Origin of the sequence: Kitasatospora sp. NPDC049285, from assembly GCF_040678815.1 — a bacterium.
In the GTDB taxonomy this organism is placed as follows: domain Bacteria; phylum Actinomycetota; class Actinomycetes; order Streptomycetales; family Streptomycetaceae; genus Kitasatospora.
Genome location: NZ_JBFAQR010000006.1, coordinates 153,786 through 168,488 on the forward strand (window position 1 = coordinate 153,786; position 14,703 = coordinate 168,488).

Here is a 14,703-nt window from a genome sequence, read left to right on the forward strand (position 1 = left end):
GGCGCTGGGTCACCGCCCGGCGCCCCTGTTGTCGTCCGGTCAGAAGAAGACCGAGCGGCGCTGGACCAGCAGCTTGTACAGCGTGTGCTGGATGGTCTCCCGGACCTGGTCGGTCAGGTTGAAGACCAGCATCGGGTCGTCCGCCGCGTCCTTCGGGTAGCTGTCGGTGGGGATGGGCTCGCCGAACTGGATGGTCCACTTGGTGGGGAGGGGGATCGCGCCGAGCGGACCGAGCCAGGGGAAGGTGGGCGTGATCGGGACGTAGGGCAGGCCGAGCAGGCGGGCCAGCGTCTTGAAGTTGCCGATCATGGGGTAGGTCTCCTCGGCTCCGACGATGGAGCAGGGGACGATCGGGACGCCGGCCCGCAGCGCGGAGGCGACGAAGCCGCCGCGGCCGAAGCGCTGCAGCTTGTACCGGTCGGCGAAGGGCTTGCCGATGCCCTTGAAGCCCTCGGGCCAGACCCCGACCACCTCGCCGCGTTCCAGCAGGGCCTGGGCGTCCTCGTTGCAGGCGAGGGTGTGCCCGGCCTTGCGGGCCAGTTCGTTGACCACGGGGAGGACGAAGACCAGGTCGGCGGCGAGCATCCGCAGGTGGCGGCGGGCCGGGTGGTGGTCGTGCACGGCGACCTGGGTCATCAGGGCGTCGAGCGGGACGGTGCCGGAGTGGTTGGCGACGATCAGCACGCCGCCCTCGGCGGGGATGTGCTCGGTGCCGCGGACCTCGACCCGGAAGTACTTCTCGGCGAGCGGGCGCAGCAGGGAGAGGAAGACCTCCTCGGTGAGCTCCTTGTCGAAGCCGAAGTCGTCGACCTCGTAGTCGCCGGTGAGGCGGCGGCGCAGGAAGCCGAGGCCGTGTGCGGCGCGCTGTTCCCAGCCCTTGCCGAGCAGCCGGGTGGCGGTGGCGCCGAGTTGGCCGGAGAGGGCGTGGCCGACGGCGTCGGCGAGTTGGTCGGCGAGGGCCGGGCGGGGGTCGGGACCGGTCCAGCTGGGCGCGGACTCGATCGGGATGACCTTGGCCGCCGGGTCGGCGGGCTCCCGGACGGCTGTCATCGCGGCCTCAACTCCTCGGTGTCGGTGGGGCGGTCGTCGAGCAACGCGGCGAGCCGGTCGGTGGCGGCGGCCAGCCGGTCGGGCGGCAGCAGGCCGGGTGACTGGTGGGCGGCGAAGTCGGCGAAGGTCTCGGAGGTGGTGTACCGGGGGGTGTAGCCGAACGTCTCGCGCAGCTGGGTGGTGTCCACCACCCGTCCGTGGGTGAGCAGTTGGAGCTGCTCCGGGGAGAAGGCGCGGTCCGCGGGGGCGGTCAGCCGGCGGGCCAGCTGGGCGACCGCGCCGAGCGCGGGCTTCAGCAGCGGGACGGTCGGCCGGCCGAGCCGGCGGGCGCACTGGGAGAGCAGCAGCACGCCCTCGCCGGCCACGTTGTAGGTGCCGGGGGTGGCGGTGAGCGCGGCCCGGCACAGGACCTCGACGGCGTCGTCCTCGTGGACGAACTGGAGCCGCGGGTCGTGGCCGAGCGCGGTGGGCAGCAGCGGCAGGCGGAAGTACGCGGCCAGCGGGGTGTCGCCGCCCTGGCCGAGGATGTTGGCGAAGCGCAGCACGGTGACCGCGACGTCGGGGCGGCGGCGGGCGAAGCCGCGCACGTAGCCCTCGACCTCGGCGGCGTCCCGGGCGAAGCCGCCGTCGGGTAGCGCCTTGGGCTGCATCCGCTCACCGAAGACGGCGGGGTCGCGGGGCGCGGACCCGTAGACGGCGGTGGTGGACTTGACGACCAGTCGGCGCAGGCCGGGTGCCTTCTGGCAGGCCCCGAGCAGTTGCATGGTGCCGATGACGTTGGTCTCCTTCACCGTGGCGCGGCCGCCCTGGCCGAGCGCGGTGACGTTCAGGTGCACGACGGTGTCGACCTCGTGCTCGGCGATCACCCGGGCGATCGCGGGGCGGCGCAGGTCGACCGGCGCGAAGTGCACGCCGAGCGGCAGTTCCCGCGACGGCAGGCCGATGTCCACTCCGACCACCCGCTCCACGTCGGGCTGTTCGGCGATCTGTCCGGCGAACCGCGCGCCGAGTCGGCGCGCCACGCCGGTGACGAGCACGACCTTGCCCACGTTGCCGCGACCTCCCTGGCTCCCTGCGCTCCTGCCATGCACCGTACCGCGCCGACGTCACGGTGACGGAAACGCCACTGCCCGCCCCGGGAAATCAATCCGGGACGGGCAGGACGGAAACCTGGCGACGCGAGGCGACCGCAGGCGGTGTTACTTCTTGTTGCGACGCTGCACGCGAGTGCGCTTCAGAAGCTTGCGGTGCTTCTTCTTGGCCATACGCTTGCGACGCTTCTTGATGACAGAGCCCACGGAACATTCCTCGCTCACTCGGACCCGCGCCCGTGAGAGACGGGAGTCCATACGACTGACGGAGGGCCTAGCCTACCGTCCACGTCGCGTTTGCCGTAATCGGTGCCCCTTGATGCTTTCGCCTACGCGCTCTGCAGCCGCACGTAGGACTCCTGGAGGTACTCGTGGACCTTCTGCTCGGGCACCCGGAACGAGCGTCCGACCCTGATGGCCGGAAGCTCGCCGCTGTGCACCAAGCGGTAGACCGTCATCTTCGACACCCGCATGACCGAGGCGACCTCGGCCACGGTCAGGAAGACGACATCCTGCAGGGGACGCTCGCCGGAACTCATGACCCTCACCGACCCTTACCCGTGTGCAAGGCACCGGCTTCCCCTCCGGTGACTCCACCGGCACACGTGTATCCCCAGAGTAGTTATGGGTGGTACGGGTGGGAAGAGGGGGGCCCTCAGCTGTTGTACGGTGCGAGATCCGCCTGTTGCAGTACGTAGTCGCTCAGTGGTCTGTAGCAGGCGGGCGCAGAGCCGTCGTCGAGCGGGACGACCACCTCGACCGTGCCGGCCGCCTCGGCGGCGAACGGGGCGACGTCGTTGCAGTCGGCCAGGCCGCCGGCCGGGATGCCGAGCCGGCCTGCTCCGCAGATCCAGCCGTGGTCGCCCAGTACCAGGTCGGGCGGGCGGTGGCCGGCGTCGGCGAGGGCGGTGAGGGCCAGCCGGACGGGCAACGGCGAGTGGGTGTGCGCCAGTTCGCCGGTGCCAGGGTTTCCGGTCCGCCCGGTGCCGTCAAGGGCCCGGACCACCAGGACGTGTCCGACCAGGTCGAGCACCCGGCCGCGGTCGCCGTCGGGGGTGGGCTCGCGGAAGCGCGTTCCCCGCGCGGGGGTGAGCACGGGGCAGCCGGCCGCCGCGAGCGCCCGGGTGAGCGCCCCGTGGAAGCCGGGCAGCTTGGTGGGGTGGCCGGTGCCGGCCAGCACACTGCCGCGGCGGTCGGCGGTGCGGCGCAGCAGGGCGGCGAGCCGGTCGAGGGCGTCGAGGGTGCGCTCGGGGTCGATGCCGTCGGGGCCGTCGGTGTAGCCGGGGTCGGGGTCGACGCCGACCCGTTCGACCATCAGCGCCAGCACCTGGTCCTGGTCGTAGCGGTGTTCCGGGTCGAGTCCCATCAGCGCCTTGGGGTCGCCCTGGGCGAACAACCGGTAGTGGCGCAGGTTGTTCTGACGGGGCGTCGGCACCTCGGGGCCGGCCAGCCGGTGGCGCAGCAGGTGGGCGCGCAGGCGGTCGCGGGCGGTCACGGGATCAGTCCGTGGTGCGGGAGGACGGCGCGGCGGGTGGCCAGCACGGCCTGGTCGAGGCGGTCGGCCGGGTCGTAGCCGCCGTCGAAGTCCTGCCAGCGCGGGGTGGCGCCGTCGGTCATCCGGGGCGGCGCGGGCCTGCGGGTGAGCCGGTAGACCTCGGCGCGCCACGCCTCGGGCGTCTCGGTGAGCGGGTCGACGGGGTGTCCGGCGGCGGTGGCCACCAGGTGGGTCCAGCTGCGCGGGACCACGTCGACCACCGCGTACCCGCCGCCGCCGGTGGCCACCCAGCGGCCCTCGGCGTGCCGGTGCGCGAGGTCGTGGACCGCCTCGGCGATCAGCCGCTGGGCGTCGACGGTGACCGCGAGGTGGGCCAGCGGGTCCTCGACGTGGGTGTCGGCGCCGTGCTGGCTGACGATCACCTGCGGGCGGAACGCGGCCAGCAGCTCGGGGACCACCGCGTGGAAGGCGCGCAGCCAGCCGGCGTCGCCGGTGCCGGCCGGGAGGGCCAGGTTGGCGGCGGTGCCCTCGGCGTCGGGGCCGCCGGTCTCGGTGGGCCAGCCGGTCTGCGGGAAGAGCGTGCTGGGGCTCTCGTGCAGGGAGACGGTGAGCACCCGGGGGTCGTTCCAGAACACCTGCTGGACGCCGTCGCCGTGGTGGACGTCGACGTCCAGGTAGGCGACCCGTTCGGCGCCGAGCTCCAGCAGGCGGGCGATGGCCAGCGCCGGGTCGTTGTAGACGCAGAACCCGGACGCCTGGCCGGGCATCGCGTGGTGCAGGCCGCCGGCGAAGTTGACTGCGTGCGGGCTCTCGCCGCGCCAGACCGCCTCGGCAGCGGCGACCGACTGCCCGGCGATCAGCGCGGACGCCGAGTGCAGGCCGGGGAAGGCCCAGTTGTCGTCGGTGCCGAGGCCGTACGCCGGGTCGGCGGCGGCCGGGTCGGCGGCGGCCTGCTTGACCGCGGCCAGGTAGTCGGCGGTGTGGACGAGGCGCAGCGTGGAGTCGCCGGCCGGCGGCGCGGAGCGCAGCCGTACGGTGGGCAGCTCGGTCAGGCCGAGGGCTTCGACCAGGCGCATGGTCAGTGCCAGCCGGGTCGGGTCCATGGGGTGGCCCGGCCCGAAGTCGTAGCTGGTCGCGGCCTCGTCCCAGAACAGGTGCAGCCCACAGGTGGTTTCCGACATGGGTCACACGCTATCGGGTGCGGTGCGGGGAACCGCGCGGAGCGGAGAGCGGCACCGCCGGGATCGCGCCGAGGGCGGCGGCTTGGACCGCGGCGCGATCTTGCCGTGCGTGATCGGTTGCTCGCGCAGTTCCTCGCGCCCCTAGCTGGGCACGGGTTCGCGTTCCTCCTTCGTCAGCTCCACCGATCGCGGAGCGAATTGCGGGGCGAGCGGGAGGATCGCGAGGATCAGCAGCATCGGGGCGCAGAAGGCCAGCCGGTAGGAGGAGAGGTCGGCGAGGGTGCCGACCAGGGGGGAGCCGACCAGGAAGCCGACGTAGTTGAAGAGGTTGAGGCGGGCGACCGCGGCGTCGCTCGCGGCGGGGAAGAGCCGGCCGCCGGCGGCGAAGACCTGCGGGATGATCGCGCAGATGCCGAAGCCGAGGACGGTGAAGCCGAGGATCGCGGCCCACGGGGCGGGGGCCAGCGCGGCGACCAGGAAGCCGGCGCCGGCCACGGTCGCGCCGGTGCGGACCACCGGGATCGCGCCGAAGCGCTGGACGGCGCGGTCGCCGACGGTACGGCCGAGCAGCATGGCGACCATGTAGCCGAGGTAGGAGAGCTTGGCGAGGTCCTCGCGGCTGCCGAGCCCGTCGGTGAGGTACTTGACGCTGTAGTTGGAGACCGAGGCGTCGGCGATGTAGGCGAAGGCCATCGCGGCGCACAGCGGGAGCAGCGGCTTCCAGGGGATGCGACGGGCGGCCAGTGCGGCGGCCTCCCGGACGGCGTCGCCGAGTTCGGCCGGTCCGGCGAACCAGCGGCCGGTGATGATCGCGGCGGGGATCAACACCGCCGCGGAGACGCCGAACAGCACCGGCAGGCCGGTGTCGTAGTGGGCGCCGAGGCCGGCGATCGCGGCGCCGGCGATGCCGCCGAGGCTGAACGCGGCGTGGAAGCCGATCATGATGCTGCGGCCGTAGCGGTGCTGCAGGCCGACGCCGAGCATGTTCATCGAGGCGTCGAGAGCGCCGACCAGGAGGCCGAACAGGCCGAGAGCGATGGCGAGTTGCCACAGTTGGCTGCCGAGGCCGGCCAGTGCCAGGGAGACGCAGACGGCGGGCTGGACGATCCGCAGCACGCCGCGGGCGGTGGTCCGCTTGACCAGGCTCTCGGAGGTGATAGAGCCGACGCCGGCCAGGATCGGCACCGCGGCGAGGAACAGCGGCAGCAGCGAGTCGCTGAGGCCGTAGCGGTGCTGGAGTTCGGGGATGCAGGTGACCAGCAGGGCGAAGGTGGTGCCCTGCAGCAGGAAGGAGACGGCCAGCGCGGCCCGGGCCTGTCGGAGCCGGGGGCTGGGTTCGGCCTCTGCCGTGACCTGCATCGGGACCTCGCTGACCACCGACGCTACCGGCCGGTACGGAGATGTTGGGCAGAGCGTAGGCGGTCGGCGGCGTCGGCGGGAGGGGGGCGACGGGATCAGTTCGGCAGCAGTGCGATCGCGGATTCGAGTCCGGCGAGCAGTCCGGTGGCGCCGGCGCCGGTCAGCTTGGCCGGGTCGGTGAGCGCGGCGTAGCCGTACACGTCCATGCCCGCGGCGCGGGCGGCCAGGACGCCGTTGCGGCTGTCCTCCAGCACCAGGCAGCGGGCGGGGTCGGCGCCCATGGTGCGGGCGGCGTGCAGGAACAGGTCCGGGGCGGGCTTGCCGACGCCGACGTCCTGGGCGCTGAACAGCAGTTCGTCGGTGAAGTAGCCGTCCAGGCCGGTGAGCCGGTGCGCGGTGCGGATCCAGGAGTGGTGGGCGGAGGACGCCACGCAGTAGCGGATGCCGTGCTGCTGGAGGTGCTTGAGGAGCTGCTCGGCGCCCCGGACGGGGGTGAGTTCGGTCGCGAAGGCGGCGAAGACCCGGTCGTGGAACAGGTCGTCGAAGCCCTCGGGCAGCGTCGCGCCGTACCGTTCGCCGATCACGTCGTGGACGGTGTGCGCGGCGCAGCCCATGAAGTCGCGGTAGGAGTCCTCGACGGTGGTGGGGTAGCCGAGTTCGGTCAGGTACTCGGCGAGCACCCGGTTGGAGATCGGCTCGCTGTCCACCAGCACGCCGTCGTTGTCCAGGATCAGCAGGTCGTAGCTCACCGGTCCGAGCCTACTTGCCGCCGCTGGCGAGCTCGCGGGAGCGGTCCCGGGCGGCCTCCAGGGCGCCCAGCAGGGCGGCCCGCACGCCGTGGTTCTCCAGTTCGCGGATGGCGGCGATGGTGGTGCCCGCCGGGGAGGTGACCGCCTCGCGGAGCTTGACCGGGTGCTCGCCGGAGTCCCGCAGCATCACCGAGGCGCCGATCGCGGACTGCACGATCAGCTCGTGCGCGACCTGCCGGGGCAGGCCGAGCAGGATGCCCGCGTCGATCATCGCCTCGACCAGGAAGTAGAAGTACGCCGGTCCGGAGCCGGACAGCGCGGTGGCGGCGTCCTGCTGGCTCTCCGGGACGCGCAGCGCCTTGCCGACCGAGCGGAAGATCGCCTCGGCGCGGGCCAGGTGCGCCTCGGTGGCGTGCGAGCCGCCGGAGAGCACGCTCATGCCCTCGTCCACCAGCACCGGCGTGTTGGGCATCACCCGGACCACCGGGGTGCCCGGGGCGAGCCGCTCCTCGAACCAGCCGGTCGGGATGCCCGCCGCGGCGGAGACCACCAGCTTGTCGGCGGCCACGTGCGGGGCGAGCTCGTCCAGCAGGCTGCCCATGTCCTGCGGCTTGACGGCCAGGATCAGGGTGTCGGCGAGCTTGGCCGCCTCCGCGTTGGTGACGGCGAACACGCCGTAGCGGTCGGCGAGTTCGGTGGCGCGATCCGCTCGCCGCGCGGTCACCAGCACGTCCGCCGGATCCGTCCCGGCCCGCAGCAGTCCGGAGAGCAGCGCCTCACCGATCTTGCCGGTGCCCAGGAAGGCGATCTTCTGTCCGGTAGCGATGCTGCCCATCGGGCCCTCCTTGCTGCGGTTTCCTGCCCGCCATCTTGCACCCGATCCCCCCGCCGACGCCGCAGGTGTCCACCCTGCGGTCGGCGGTTCCCCGACGAACCGTCACATCCCGGTATCCGTCTCCCGCCCGGGGGTTGGGGCGGCACCCGGCTGGAACACTCCCGACGAAAATCGGCCACCGCGCGCTGTCCGCCTGGGGGGGTGGACATGGCGAAGCACGACCCGTCCGAGGAGAAGAACCAGACGAACCAGACCGCAGCCGTCCAGCTCACCAAGATCGTCGTTCCACGGGAGGCACGACCGGAGGCACTACGGGGGGCACCACCGGCGGCACCACCGGGCGCACCACGGGCGGCGGGACCACGGGAGGCACGACCGGCGGCACGGCGGGCGGAGCCACCGGAGCCGTGACCGGCGGAACCACCGGCACCGGCGGACAGGCCGCCGGCGGCCTCCCGCCCAGCCCGACCGCCACCGCGGCGGACGGCGGCTACCGCTACACGTACGCGCTGGCCGAGGGCTACGCGATCAACCTGGGTGCGCACGACCCCGACCACCAGCGCACCACCGGGGAGTGGACCACCCAGAACTTCGCCTGGAGCGGCAAGGACGCGAACGGCGAGGACTACCTCGGCATCAAGGGCTTCCCCGATTCGGTGACCCTGCTCGCGCCGGGGGCGGACTCCAGCCACCAGGCGTGCCGGAACTCGCCGCGCGCCAACGGTGACCCCTCCGCCGGCGGGCTGGGCGCGGGCAAGCGGTTCTGCGTCTTCCCGGGCGGCTTCGACGCGCTGGTGACCGTGGTGTCGAACACCGCCACCCCGGGCGGCAGCGGCGGGGTGCTGACCCTGGACGTCGTCGTCTGGGAGTAGGGGCCCGTAGGGGGAAAGTCAGGGCCGGGCCCTCTGGATTTGCCCGTCCGCGAGGAGCACCGTGGAGACATGGGACACGGAGACTTGACTGGACGTGAGAGCCGCCAGGTCGCCGTCGCGGCCTCGACCCTCGGGCCGTGGCGGACGGCCACGGCGGTGGGCGCGGTGGTCGGCGGGGCCGCGCTGGTGGTGGATGTGGTGACCGGGCACTGGTCGATGGACATCCTGGCGGGCCCGGTCGGGCTGGCCCTGTTCTTCTTCTTCCTGGTCGGCACGGTGGGCGGCCGGCTGCGCAAGGACGGCGACCGGCGGCTGCGGCGGTGGTCCGACGCGCACCCGTGGCAGTCGGTGCTGCCGGCCGCCGGGGCGCTGCTGGTGCTGAACACGGTCGCGTTGTGGCTGCTGGGCAGCTGGGGCCTGTTCGGGGCGCTGTTCTTCTCCCTGCTGCCGGCCGGGCTGCTGCTGGTGGTGGCGGGCGTGGTCGGCTCGGTGAAGGCGGCGCGCCGGAGCTGAGCGGGCCGTTCGGGGGCCGGGTCGGCACGGTGCCGGTCCGGCCCCCGGCATTTCGCCCCCCGGTGTCGGGCGTGTCGGCGACGGTCGGCATACTTCCGGCTCGTGCCAACGATTGATGATCCTGAACCGGGACCTGGGCGGGAGTCCGACGATCCGTTCGCCGGGCTGGTGTTGGACGACGAGTTCGTCCGGGCCGCGCGGGTGAAGGAGGCGTCCGGGCGGGCCCGGATGTTGAGTGCGCGGTGGCAGAACGAGCCGCCGCCGGACAGCGGGCCGAACCTGCCGGTGGCCGAGATCCGGCGGTCGTGGTTCGGCCGGCGGGCCCGCCGGGTGGATGGCGGCCGCAGGTGGCGCAGGGGCCTGCGCAACGCGCTGCTGCTCCTGCTGATACCGGCGCTGCTGCTGGTCGCGGTGGCGTACGCGCGGACGGTGAAGTCGGACTTCGCGAAGTCCGACGCCGTGAAGTCGTCCGCGCTGCCGACCCTCGGCGCGGCGACGGCGACACCGAGCAGTGCGCCGCCGAGCGTCGCGCCCCAGACCGCCACGGTGGAGCACCCGTGGGCGGGTTCGCCGGCCGAGGCGTGGCCGTCCGGCCCGGACGGGCTGGCGCTGCCGGCGGCCACCGCGGTGGGGGTGTTCGGTCCGGAGCAGGTCGCCGCGGACCTGGACGTGGTGAAGCAGTTCCTGGTCGCGGCCAACATGGATCCGAAGGTGCTCGCGGGCGGGTACCCGCAGGCGGCACTGGATCTGACGAACCGTTCGACCGCCGACGCGCTGGCGGAGGACCTGGCCCACCCGAGCGAGGAGCACGACCCGTCGAACTGGCTGAGCCGCTTCGACCCCGCGTGGGCGGTACCGGTGACCGACCAGGTCAAGGTGCAGGGGCTGATCAGCTTCGAGGGCGACGGCGAGCAGGGCCTGCTGGTGCACACCGACGTCACCTTCGTGTACGCGGCGCGGCCGGGTCCGGAGGTCGGCAAGGCCGCGCCGTCGAAGCAGCCCTCGCAGCCCTCGCAGCCGGCGCCGACCGGCGGCGGTACGGGCGCGGCCAAGCCGGTGGGCTGGGTGCAGGACACGCCGGGCGCGGTCGACGTCGAGCGGGAGATCGTCCGGCGCAAGTTCGACTTCCGGTTCGCCGACCCGGCCCGCTTCCAGGTGAAGAAGGGCAAGCTCTCGGTGGCGCACTCCTACAGCGATCTCGGCAACAACCTGTGCGGCTTCCACGGCGGCTACCTGCGGCCGTCCTTCGACGCCGACTGGGCCACCGTGAGCGCCCGGCCGAGCGACGGGCCCTCCGCCGGGCCGACCACCGACCCGTACGACTGGAGCCGGCCGCTCACCGAGAGCGGCGAGTGCGGCTCGATCAGCCGCAGTTGACGGAGCGTCAGGCCCGTCGCCGGGTCGCCCCGCGGGCTTCGCGGGCGGCGCGGCGGCGGTGCCAGACGGCGCTCTCCTGGTCGTAGACGGCACGCTTGAGGCCCTCGCCGGGGGCTTCGACCAGGCTGCGGCAGAAGTAGGCGGCGAGGGCGCCGGTGAAGCCGACCAGCCAGACGCCGCCCAGCGACTTCTCCTCGGCCATCCAGCCGCTGAGCGCGCCGCGGCCCTCGGTGAGGATCTTCCAGGTGCGCATGGCGGCCAGCGCGGTGCACACGCCGAGGGCGAGGATCAGCAGCAGGGTGACGGCCCGGGCGTCGGAGAGCCGGACGCCGGAGACGCTCAGGCGCAGCAGCAGGGCCCCGGTGAGGGTGGCGGCCAGCGCGCCGAGCGACACCAGGACGCGGCGCAGCCAGTAGGCGGCGCCGCGGTCGACCCAGGTGGTGCCGAAGAAGCGGATCGGCTCCGGGGCGGGGGCGGTACTGGGCGCGGTCACGGTCCGATTATCACCGCGGCCGGCGGCCTGCCCCGGAGCGACGCGCCTCAGCCGAGCTTGGAGACGTCCCGGACGGCGCCCTTGTCCGCCGAGGTGGCCATCGCCGCGTACGCCTTGAGCGCGGCGCTGACCTGGCGGTCGCGGTTCTTCGGCCGGTAGCCGCCCGCGGCCTCCAGCTTGAGCCGGCGCTCGTGCAGCTCCTCGAAGGAGACGTCCAGGCTGATGGTGCGGGCGGGGATGTCGATGGTGATCGAGTCGCCGTCCTCGACCAGGGCGATCGCGCCGCCGGAGGCCGCCTCCGGGGAGACGTGGCCGATCGACAGGCCCGAGGTGCCGCCGGAGAACCGGCCGTCGGTGATCAGCGCGCAGGCCTTGCCCAGGCCGCGGCCCTTGAGGAAGGAGGTCGGGTAGAGCATCTCCTGCATGCCGGGGCCGCCCTTGGGGCCCTCGTAGCGGATGACCACCACGTCGCCCTCCTTGACCTGCTTGGCGAGGATCTTCTCCACCGCCTCGTCCTGGGACTCGCAGACCACGGCGGTGCCCTGGAAGCGCCAGATCGACTCGTCGACGCCCGCGGTCTTCACCACGCAGCCGTCCTCGGCGATGTTGCCGTACAGCACGGCCAGGCCGCCCTCGACCGAGTAGGCGTGCTCGACGCTGCGGATGCAGCCCTTGGCGTCGTCGGTGTCCAGCGTCTCCCAGCGCTCGGACTGGCTGAACGCCTCGGCGGAGCGGACGCAGCCGGGCGCGGCGTGCCACAGCTCGACGGCTTCCTCGGAGGGCGAACCGCCGCGCACGTCCCAGGTCTTGAGCCACTCGGCGATCGAGTCGGAGTGCACGGTGTGCACCTCCTCGTTGAGCAACCCGCCGCGGTACAGCTCGCCGAGGATGGCGGGGATGCCGCCGGCCCGGTGCACGTCCTCCATGTAGTAGTTGCCGTTCGGGGCGACCTTGGACAGGCACGGCACCTTGCGGGAGATCGCGTCGATGGCCCGCATGTCGAACTCGACGCCGGCCTCCTGGGCGGCGGCGAGCAGGTGCAGGATCGTGTTGGTGGAGCCGCCCATCGCGATGTCCAGCGCCATGGCGTTCTCGAACGCGGCGTAGGTGGCGATGTTGCGGGGCAGCACCGAGTCGTCGTCCCCGTGGTAGTACCGCTTGGTGATGTCCACGACGGTGCGGCCGGCCTGCTCGTACAGCGCCTTGCGGGCGGTGTGGGTGGCCAGCACCGAGCCGTTGCCGGGCAGCGACAGGCCGATCGCCTCGGTCAGGCAGTTCATCGAGTTGGCGGTGAACATGCCGGAACAGGAGCCGCAGGTCGGGCAGGCGTTCTCCTCGATGATCGAGATGTCCGCGTCGGAGACGTTCTCGTTCACCGCCTGGGAGATCGCGTCGACCAGGTCCAGCTTGCGGACGGTGCCGTCCACCAGGGTGGCCTTGCCGGCCTCCATCGGGCCGCCGGAGACGAAGACCGTCGGGATGTTCAGGCGCAGCGCGGCCATCAGCATGCCGGGGGTGATCTTGTCGCAGTTGGAGATGCAGATCAGCGCGTCCGCGCAGTGCGCGTTCACCATGTACTCGACCGAGTCGGCGATCAGGTCGCGCGAGGGCAGCGAGTAGAGCATGCCGTTGTGGCCCATCGCGATGCCGTCGTCGACCGCGATGGTGTTGAACTCGCGCGGGATGCCGCCCGCCTGCTTGATCGCCTCGGAGACGATCCGGCCGACCGGCTGCAGGTGGGTGTGGCCGGGGACGAACTCGGTGAACGAGTTGGCGACCGCGATGATCGGCTTGCCGAAGTCCTCGCGGGCTACGCCAGCGGCGCGCAGAAGGGCGCGCGCGCCCGCCATGTTGCGACCTTGGGTGACCGTGTCAGACCTCAGCTGGGGCATCGGAGCCGCTCCTTCGACAGACTCGTGGTATCCCATCGAGCCTACGCCCGTACCGCCCGCGTCCGGACCGGCTGTCCGCGATGCGGGCAGCACGGGCGCGCCCCTGCCCCGGGGCTCCGCTGCGACCGCTACGGCCGCTTCGCGGCGAACAGGTCCAGGGTGTACGGCTCCGGGATCAGGCCGTCCGGGAACTCGGCGAGCAGCGCCTCCCGTTCGGCGGCCAGCACCGGGGCCCTGCGCTGCTCGTCCAGCACCGCGAAGTACGAGCGGGAGGTGAGGTCGGCGAGGTGGCTGTCGATGGTCACCTGCCGCTCCCAGCGCAGTTGGACGTGCCCGGTCTCCAGGCCCGCCGCCGTCAACTCCTCGGACCCGGCGATCACTCCGCCGTAGTAGTGGTAGCTCGGCAGCGCGGCCGCGAGCCGCTGCTCCTGGGCGTGCACCCACGGGGCCTGACGGTCCTTCACGTTCCACCACAGCGCCAGCGTGCCGCCCGGGCGGAGCACCCGCAGCGCCTCCGGGACGGAGCGCTTCGGGTCGGTCCAGTGGAACGCCTGGGCGTAGGTGACGAAGTCCACCGAGGCGTCGTGGAACGGCAGTTCGTCGCCGCCGGCCTTCACCACCGGGAGTTCGGGGCTGGCCTGGCGGAGCACCGCGGCCATCCCGTCGCTGGGCTCCACCGCCACCACCCGGGCGCCGCGGCCGACCAGCAGGCGGGTGGCGATGCCGGTGCCCGCGCCGACGTCCAGCACGTCGGCGCCGCGCAGCGACCGGCCGGACAGGCGCTCCAACTCGTCGAACAGCGCGTCCGGGTAGGACGGCCGCGCCGCGTCGTACTGGGCGGCCACCGGTCCGAAGGACATCGCGTGGGCCCGGAGTTCGTCGGTCATCAGATCGTCCTCTCGACTATTGCCAGCTGCGGGAGCACAGCACCAGCCGGTACCCGTCGGGGTCCTCGACGGTGACGCCGTGCTCGTCCCAGTAGGGGTTGTGCGCGGCGACCCGACGCCCGCCGGCGGCCACCAGCCGCTCGACCAGCGCGTCGTCGACCGGCTCACCGAGGTACAGCACGAACAGGTCGTCCACCGTCGGCGTCGGGGCCAGCGGGTGCTCGGGGTCGTGGGTCAGCTCGAAGTGCCAGCCGCCGCCGGGGAAGCCGACCATCACCAGGTCGTGCTCGCCGGGGACCCGCTCGGTGGTGCGCCACAGTACGGTCAGGCCGAGGCCCTCGGTGTGGAAGCGCTCCGCGGCCGCGAGGTCCCGGGACGGGCGGGCCAGCCGGACGTGCGTGGTGGGGCCGATCACGCGGTGGCGTCCAGTTCGGCGCGCCAGACCGGGCTGTCCACGTAGTGGTTGTCGTACTTCTCCGCGGAGGCGGCGATCTCGGCCGGGTCGGCCTCGCCGCGCATCACCCGGCCGAGCAGGCGCAGGTAGTCGAAGCGGCCGATGCCGGGGGTGAAGGTGAAGAGCACGTCCGCCGTGCGGCCCTGGGCGGCGGCGAAGGCGTGCGGGGTGCGCGGCGGCACGGCGAGGAAGTCGCCCTGCTCCAGCACCACGACCCGGTCGTCGAGCAGCACCCGCAGCGCGCCGTCGAGGACGAAGAACAGTTCGGTGGCGCGGGTGTGGAAGTGCGCGGGGGCTCCGACCGCGCCCGTGGCGAAGCTGGAGCGGTACGTGGTGTGGTCGGCGTTCTCGGCGAGCAGGGTCATCACGCTGCTGGGGTCCGCGCTGGTCTCCGCCTCGTGGGCGCGCACCGGCTCGACCGGCTTGTCGTTGATCATGGACCTGACTCTAGGCGG

At 72.9% G+C, this 14,703-nt stretch carries 17 protein-coding genes; 3 read left to right on the forward strand and 14 right to left on the reverse strand.

Features of this window, described 5'->3' with window-relative positions; all coding sequences use genetic code 11:
* Window positions 1-39: 39 nt before the first annotated feature.
* The 9 genes from AB0K51_RS06875 to proC all read right to left on the reverse strand — a co-directional run bounded on the left by AB0K51_RS06875 (window position 40) and on the right by proC (window position 7,760).
* A complete protein-coding gene (locus tag AB0K51_RS06875) occupies window positions 40-1,050 on the reverse strand; it encodes a lysophospholipid acyltransferase family protein (RefSeq protein ID WP_363451317.1) in 1,011 nt (336 codons plus the stop codon).
* Window positions 1,047-2,099 (reverse strand): NAD-dependent epimerase/dehydratase family protein, encoded by a 1,053-nt coding sequence (locus AB0K51_RS06880; protein WP_363451319.1) that lies wholly within the window; start codon window positions 2,097-2,099, stop codon window positions 1,047-1,049. Before AB0K51_RS06880 ends, AB0K51_RS06875 begins: the two co-directional genes overlap by 4 nt.
* 150 nt (window positions 2,100-2,249) lie before the next feature.
* A complete protein-coding gene (locus AB0K51_RS06885; protein ID WP_003948845.1) occupies window positions 2,250-2,348 on the reverse strand; it encodes an AURKAIP1/COX24 domain-containing protein in 99 nt (32 codons plus the stop codon).
* Between the two features lie 122 nt (window positions 2,349-2,470).
* The gene (locus AB0K51_RS06890; RefSeq protein WP_099900174.1) at window positions 2,471-2,680 is read right to left on the reverse strand and encodes a helix-turn-helix domain-containing protein; all 210 of its coding nucleotides are present in this window, start codon (window positions 2,678-2,680) and stop codon (window positions 2,471-2,473) included.
* Between the two features lie 116 nt (window positions 2,681-2,796).
* Entirely contained in the window at window positions 2,797-3,636 is an 840-nt protein-coding gene (locus AB0K51_RS06895) for a phosphatase (protein WP_363451321.1), read from the reverse strand.
* Window positions 3,633-4,817 (reverse strand): acetoin utilization protein AcuC, encoded by a 1,185-nt coding sequence (locus tag AB0K51_RS06900; protein WP_363451323.1) that lies wholly within the window; start codon window positions 4,815-4,817, stop codon window positions 3,633-3,635. The genes AB0K51_RS06895 and AB0K51_RS06900 overlap by 4 nt, the downstream gene beginning before the upstream one ends.
* 141 nt (window positions 4,818-4,958) lie before the next feature.
* Window positions 4,959-6,176 (reverse strand): MFS transporter, encoded by a 1,218-nt coding sequence (locus AB0K51_RS06905; protein WP_363451325.1) that lies wholly within the window; start codon window positions 6,174-6,176, stop codon window positions 4,959-4,961.
* Between the two features lie 95 nt (window positions 6,177-6,271).
* Window positions 6,272-6,925: an HAD family hydrolase gene (locus AB0K51_RS06910; protein WP_363451327.1), complete on the reverse strand. Its 654-nt coding sequence runs from the start codon at window positions 6,923-6,925 to the stop codon at window positions 6,272-6,274.
* A 10-nt stretch (window positions 6,926-6,935) separates the two neighbouring features.
* The gene (gene proC, locus AB0K51_RS06915; protein WP_363451329.1) at window positions 6,936-7,760 is read right to left on the reverse strand and encodes a pyrroline-5-carboxylate reductase; all 825 of its coding nucleotides are present in this window, start codon (window positions 7,758-7,760) and stop codon (window positions 6,936-6,938) included.
* A gap of 407 nt (window positions 7,761-8,167) precedes the next feature.
* On the opposite strand from proC, the gene AB0K51_RS06920 reads away from it, so the two are divergent.
* From AB0K51_RS06920 to AB0K51_RS06930, 3 genes are all read left to right on the forward strand, one after another.
* Window positions 8,168-8,632, forward strand: coding sequence for a hypothetical protein (locus AB0K51_RS06920; RefSeq protein WP_363451331.1), 465 nt, complete (start codon window positions 8,168-8,170; stop codon window positions 8,630-8,632).
* A gap of 84 nt (window positions 8,633-8,716) precedes the next feature.
* Window positions 8,717-9,145, forward strand: coding sequence for a hypothetical protein (locus AB0K51_RS06925; protein WP_363451333.1), 429 nt, complete (start codon window positions 8,717-8,719; stop codon window positions 9,143-9,145).
* A 168-nt stretch (window positions 9,146-9,313) separates the two neighbouring features.
* Window positions 9,314-10,522 (forward strand): hypothetical protein, encoded by a 1,209-nt coding sequence (locus AB0K51_RS06930; RefSeq protein WP_363451335.1) that lies wholly within the window; start codon window positions 9,314-9,316, stop codon window positions 10,520-10,522.
* A gap of 7 nt (window positions 10,523-10,529) precedes the next feature.
* Here AB0K51_RS06930 and AB0K51_RS06935 read toward each other — a convergent pair whose 3' ends face one another.
* The 5 genes from AB0K51_RS06935 to AB0K51_RS06955 all read right to left on the reverse strand — a co-directional run bounded on the left by AB0K51_RS06935 (window position 10,530) and on the right by AB0K51_RS06955 (window position 14,685).
* The gene (locus AB0K51_RS06935) at window positions 10,530-11,015 is read right to left on the reverse strand and encodes a hypothetical protein (protein WP_363451336.1); all 486 of its coding nucleotides are present in this window, start codon (window positions 11,013-11,015) and stop codon (window positions 10,530-10,532) included.
* Window positions 11,016-11,062: 47 nt separating this feature from the next.
* Window positions 11,063-12,907 (reverse strand): dihydroxy-acid dehydratase, encoded by a 1,845-nt coding sequence (ilvD, locus tag AB0K51_RS06940; RefSeq protein ID WP_363451338.1) that lies wholly within the window; start codon window positions 12,905-12,907, stop codon window positions 11,063-11,065.
* Window positions 12,908-13,035: 128 nt separating this feature from the next.
* Window positions 13,036-13,794 carry a class I SAM-dependent methyltransferase gene (locus AB0K51_RS06945; RefSeq protein ID WP_363451340.1) on the reverse strand — a complete coding sequence of 253 codons (759 nt, stop codon included), beginning with the start codon at window positions 13,792-13,794 and terminating at the stop codon, window positions 13,036-13,038.
* 16 nt (window positions 13,795-13,810) lie between these two features.
* Window positions 13,811-14,209: a VOC family protein gene (locus AB0K51_RS06950; protein ID WP_363451342.1), complete on the reverse strand. Its 399-nt coding sequence runs from the start codon at window positions 14,207-14,209 to the stop codon at window positions 13,811-13,813.
* Window positions 14,206-14,685 (reverse strand): cupin domain-containing protein, encoded by a 480-nt coding sequence (locus AB0K51_RS06955; protein ID WP_363451344.1) that lies wholly within the window; start codon window positions 14,683-14,685, stop codon window positions 14,206-14,208. The genes AB0K51_RS06950 and AB0K51_RS06955 overlap by 4 nt, the downstream gene beginning before the upstream one ends.
* Window positions 14,686-14,703: the final 18 nt, after the last annotated feature.

Coding starts and splice junctions, on each gene's coding strand:
- AB0K51_RS06875 (WP_363451317.1), bottom strand. CDS start 1,050: ATGACAGCCGTCCGGGAGCCCGCCGACCCGGCGGCCAAGGTCATCCCG.
- AB0K51_RS06890 (WP_099900174.1), bottom strand. CDS start 2,680: ATGAGTTCCGGCGAGCGTCCCCTGCAGGATGTCGTCTTCCTGACCGTG.
- AB0K51_RS06900 (WP_363451323.1), bottom strand. CDS start 4,817: ATGTCGGAAACCACCTGTGGGCTGCACCTGTTCTGGGACGAGGCCGCG.
- AB0K51_RS06905 (WP_363451325.1), bottom strand. CDS start 6,176: ATGCAGGTCACGGCAGAGGCCGAACCCAGCCCCCGGCTCCGACAGGCC.
- proC (WP_363451329.1), bottom strand. CDS start 7,760: ATGGGCAGCATCGCTACCGGACAGAAGATCGCCTTCCTGGGCACCGGC.
- ilvD (WP_363451338.1), bottom strand. CDS start 12,907: ATGCCCCAGCTGAGGTCTGACACGGTCACCCAAGGTCGCAACATGGCG.
- AB0K51_RS06945 (WP_363451340.1), bottom strand. CDS start 13,794: ATGACCGACGAACTCCGGGCCCACGCGATGTCCTTCGGACCGGTGGCC.
- AB0K51_RS06955 (WP_363451344.1), bottom strand. CDS start 14,685: ATGATCAACGACAAGCCGGTCGAGCCGGTGCGCGCCCACGAGGCGGAG.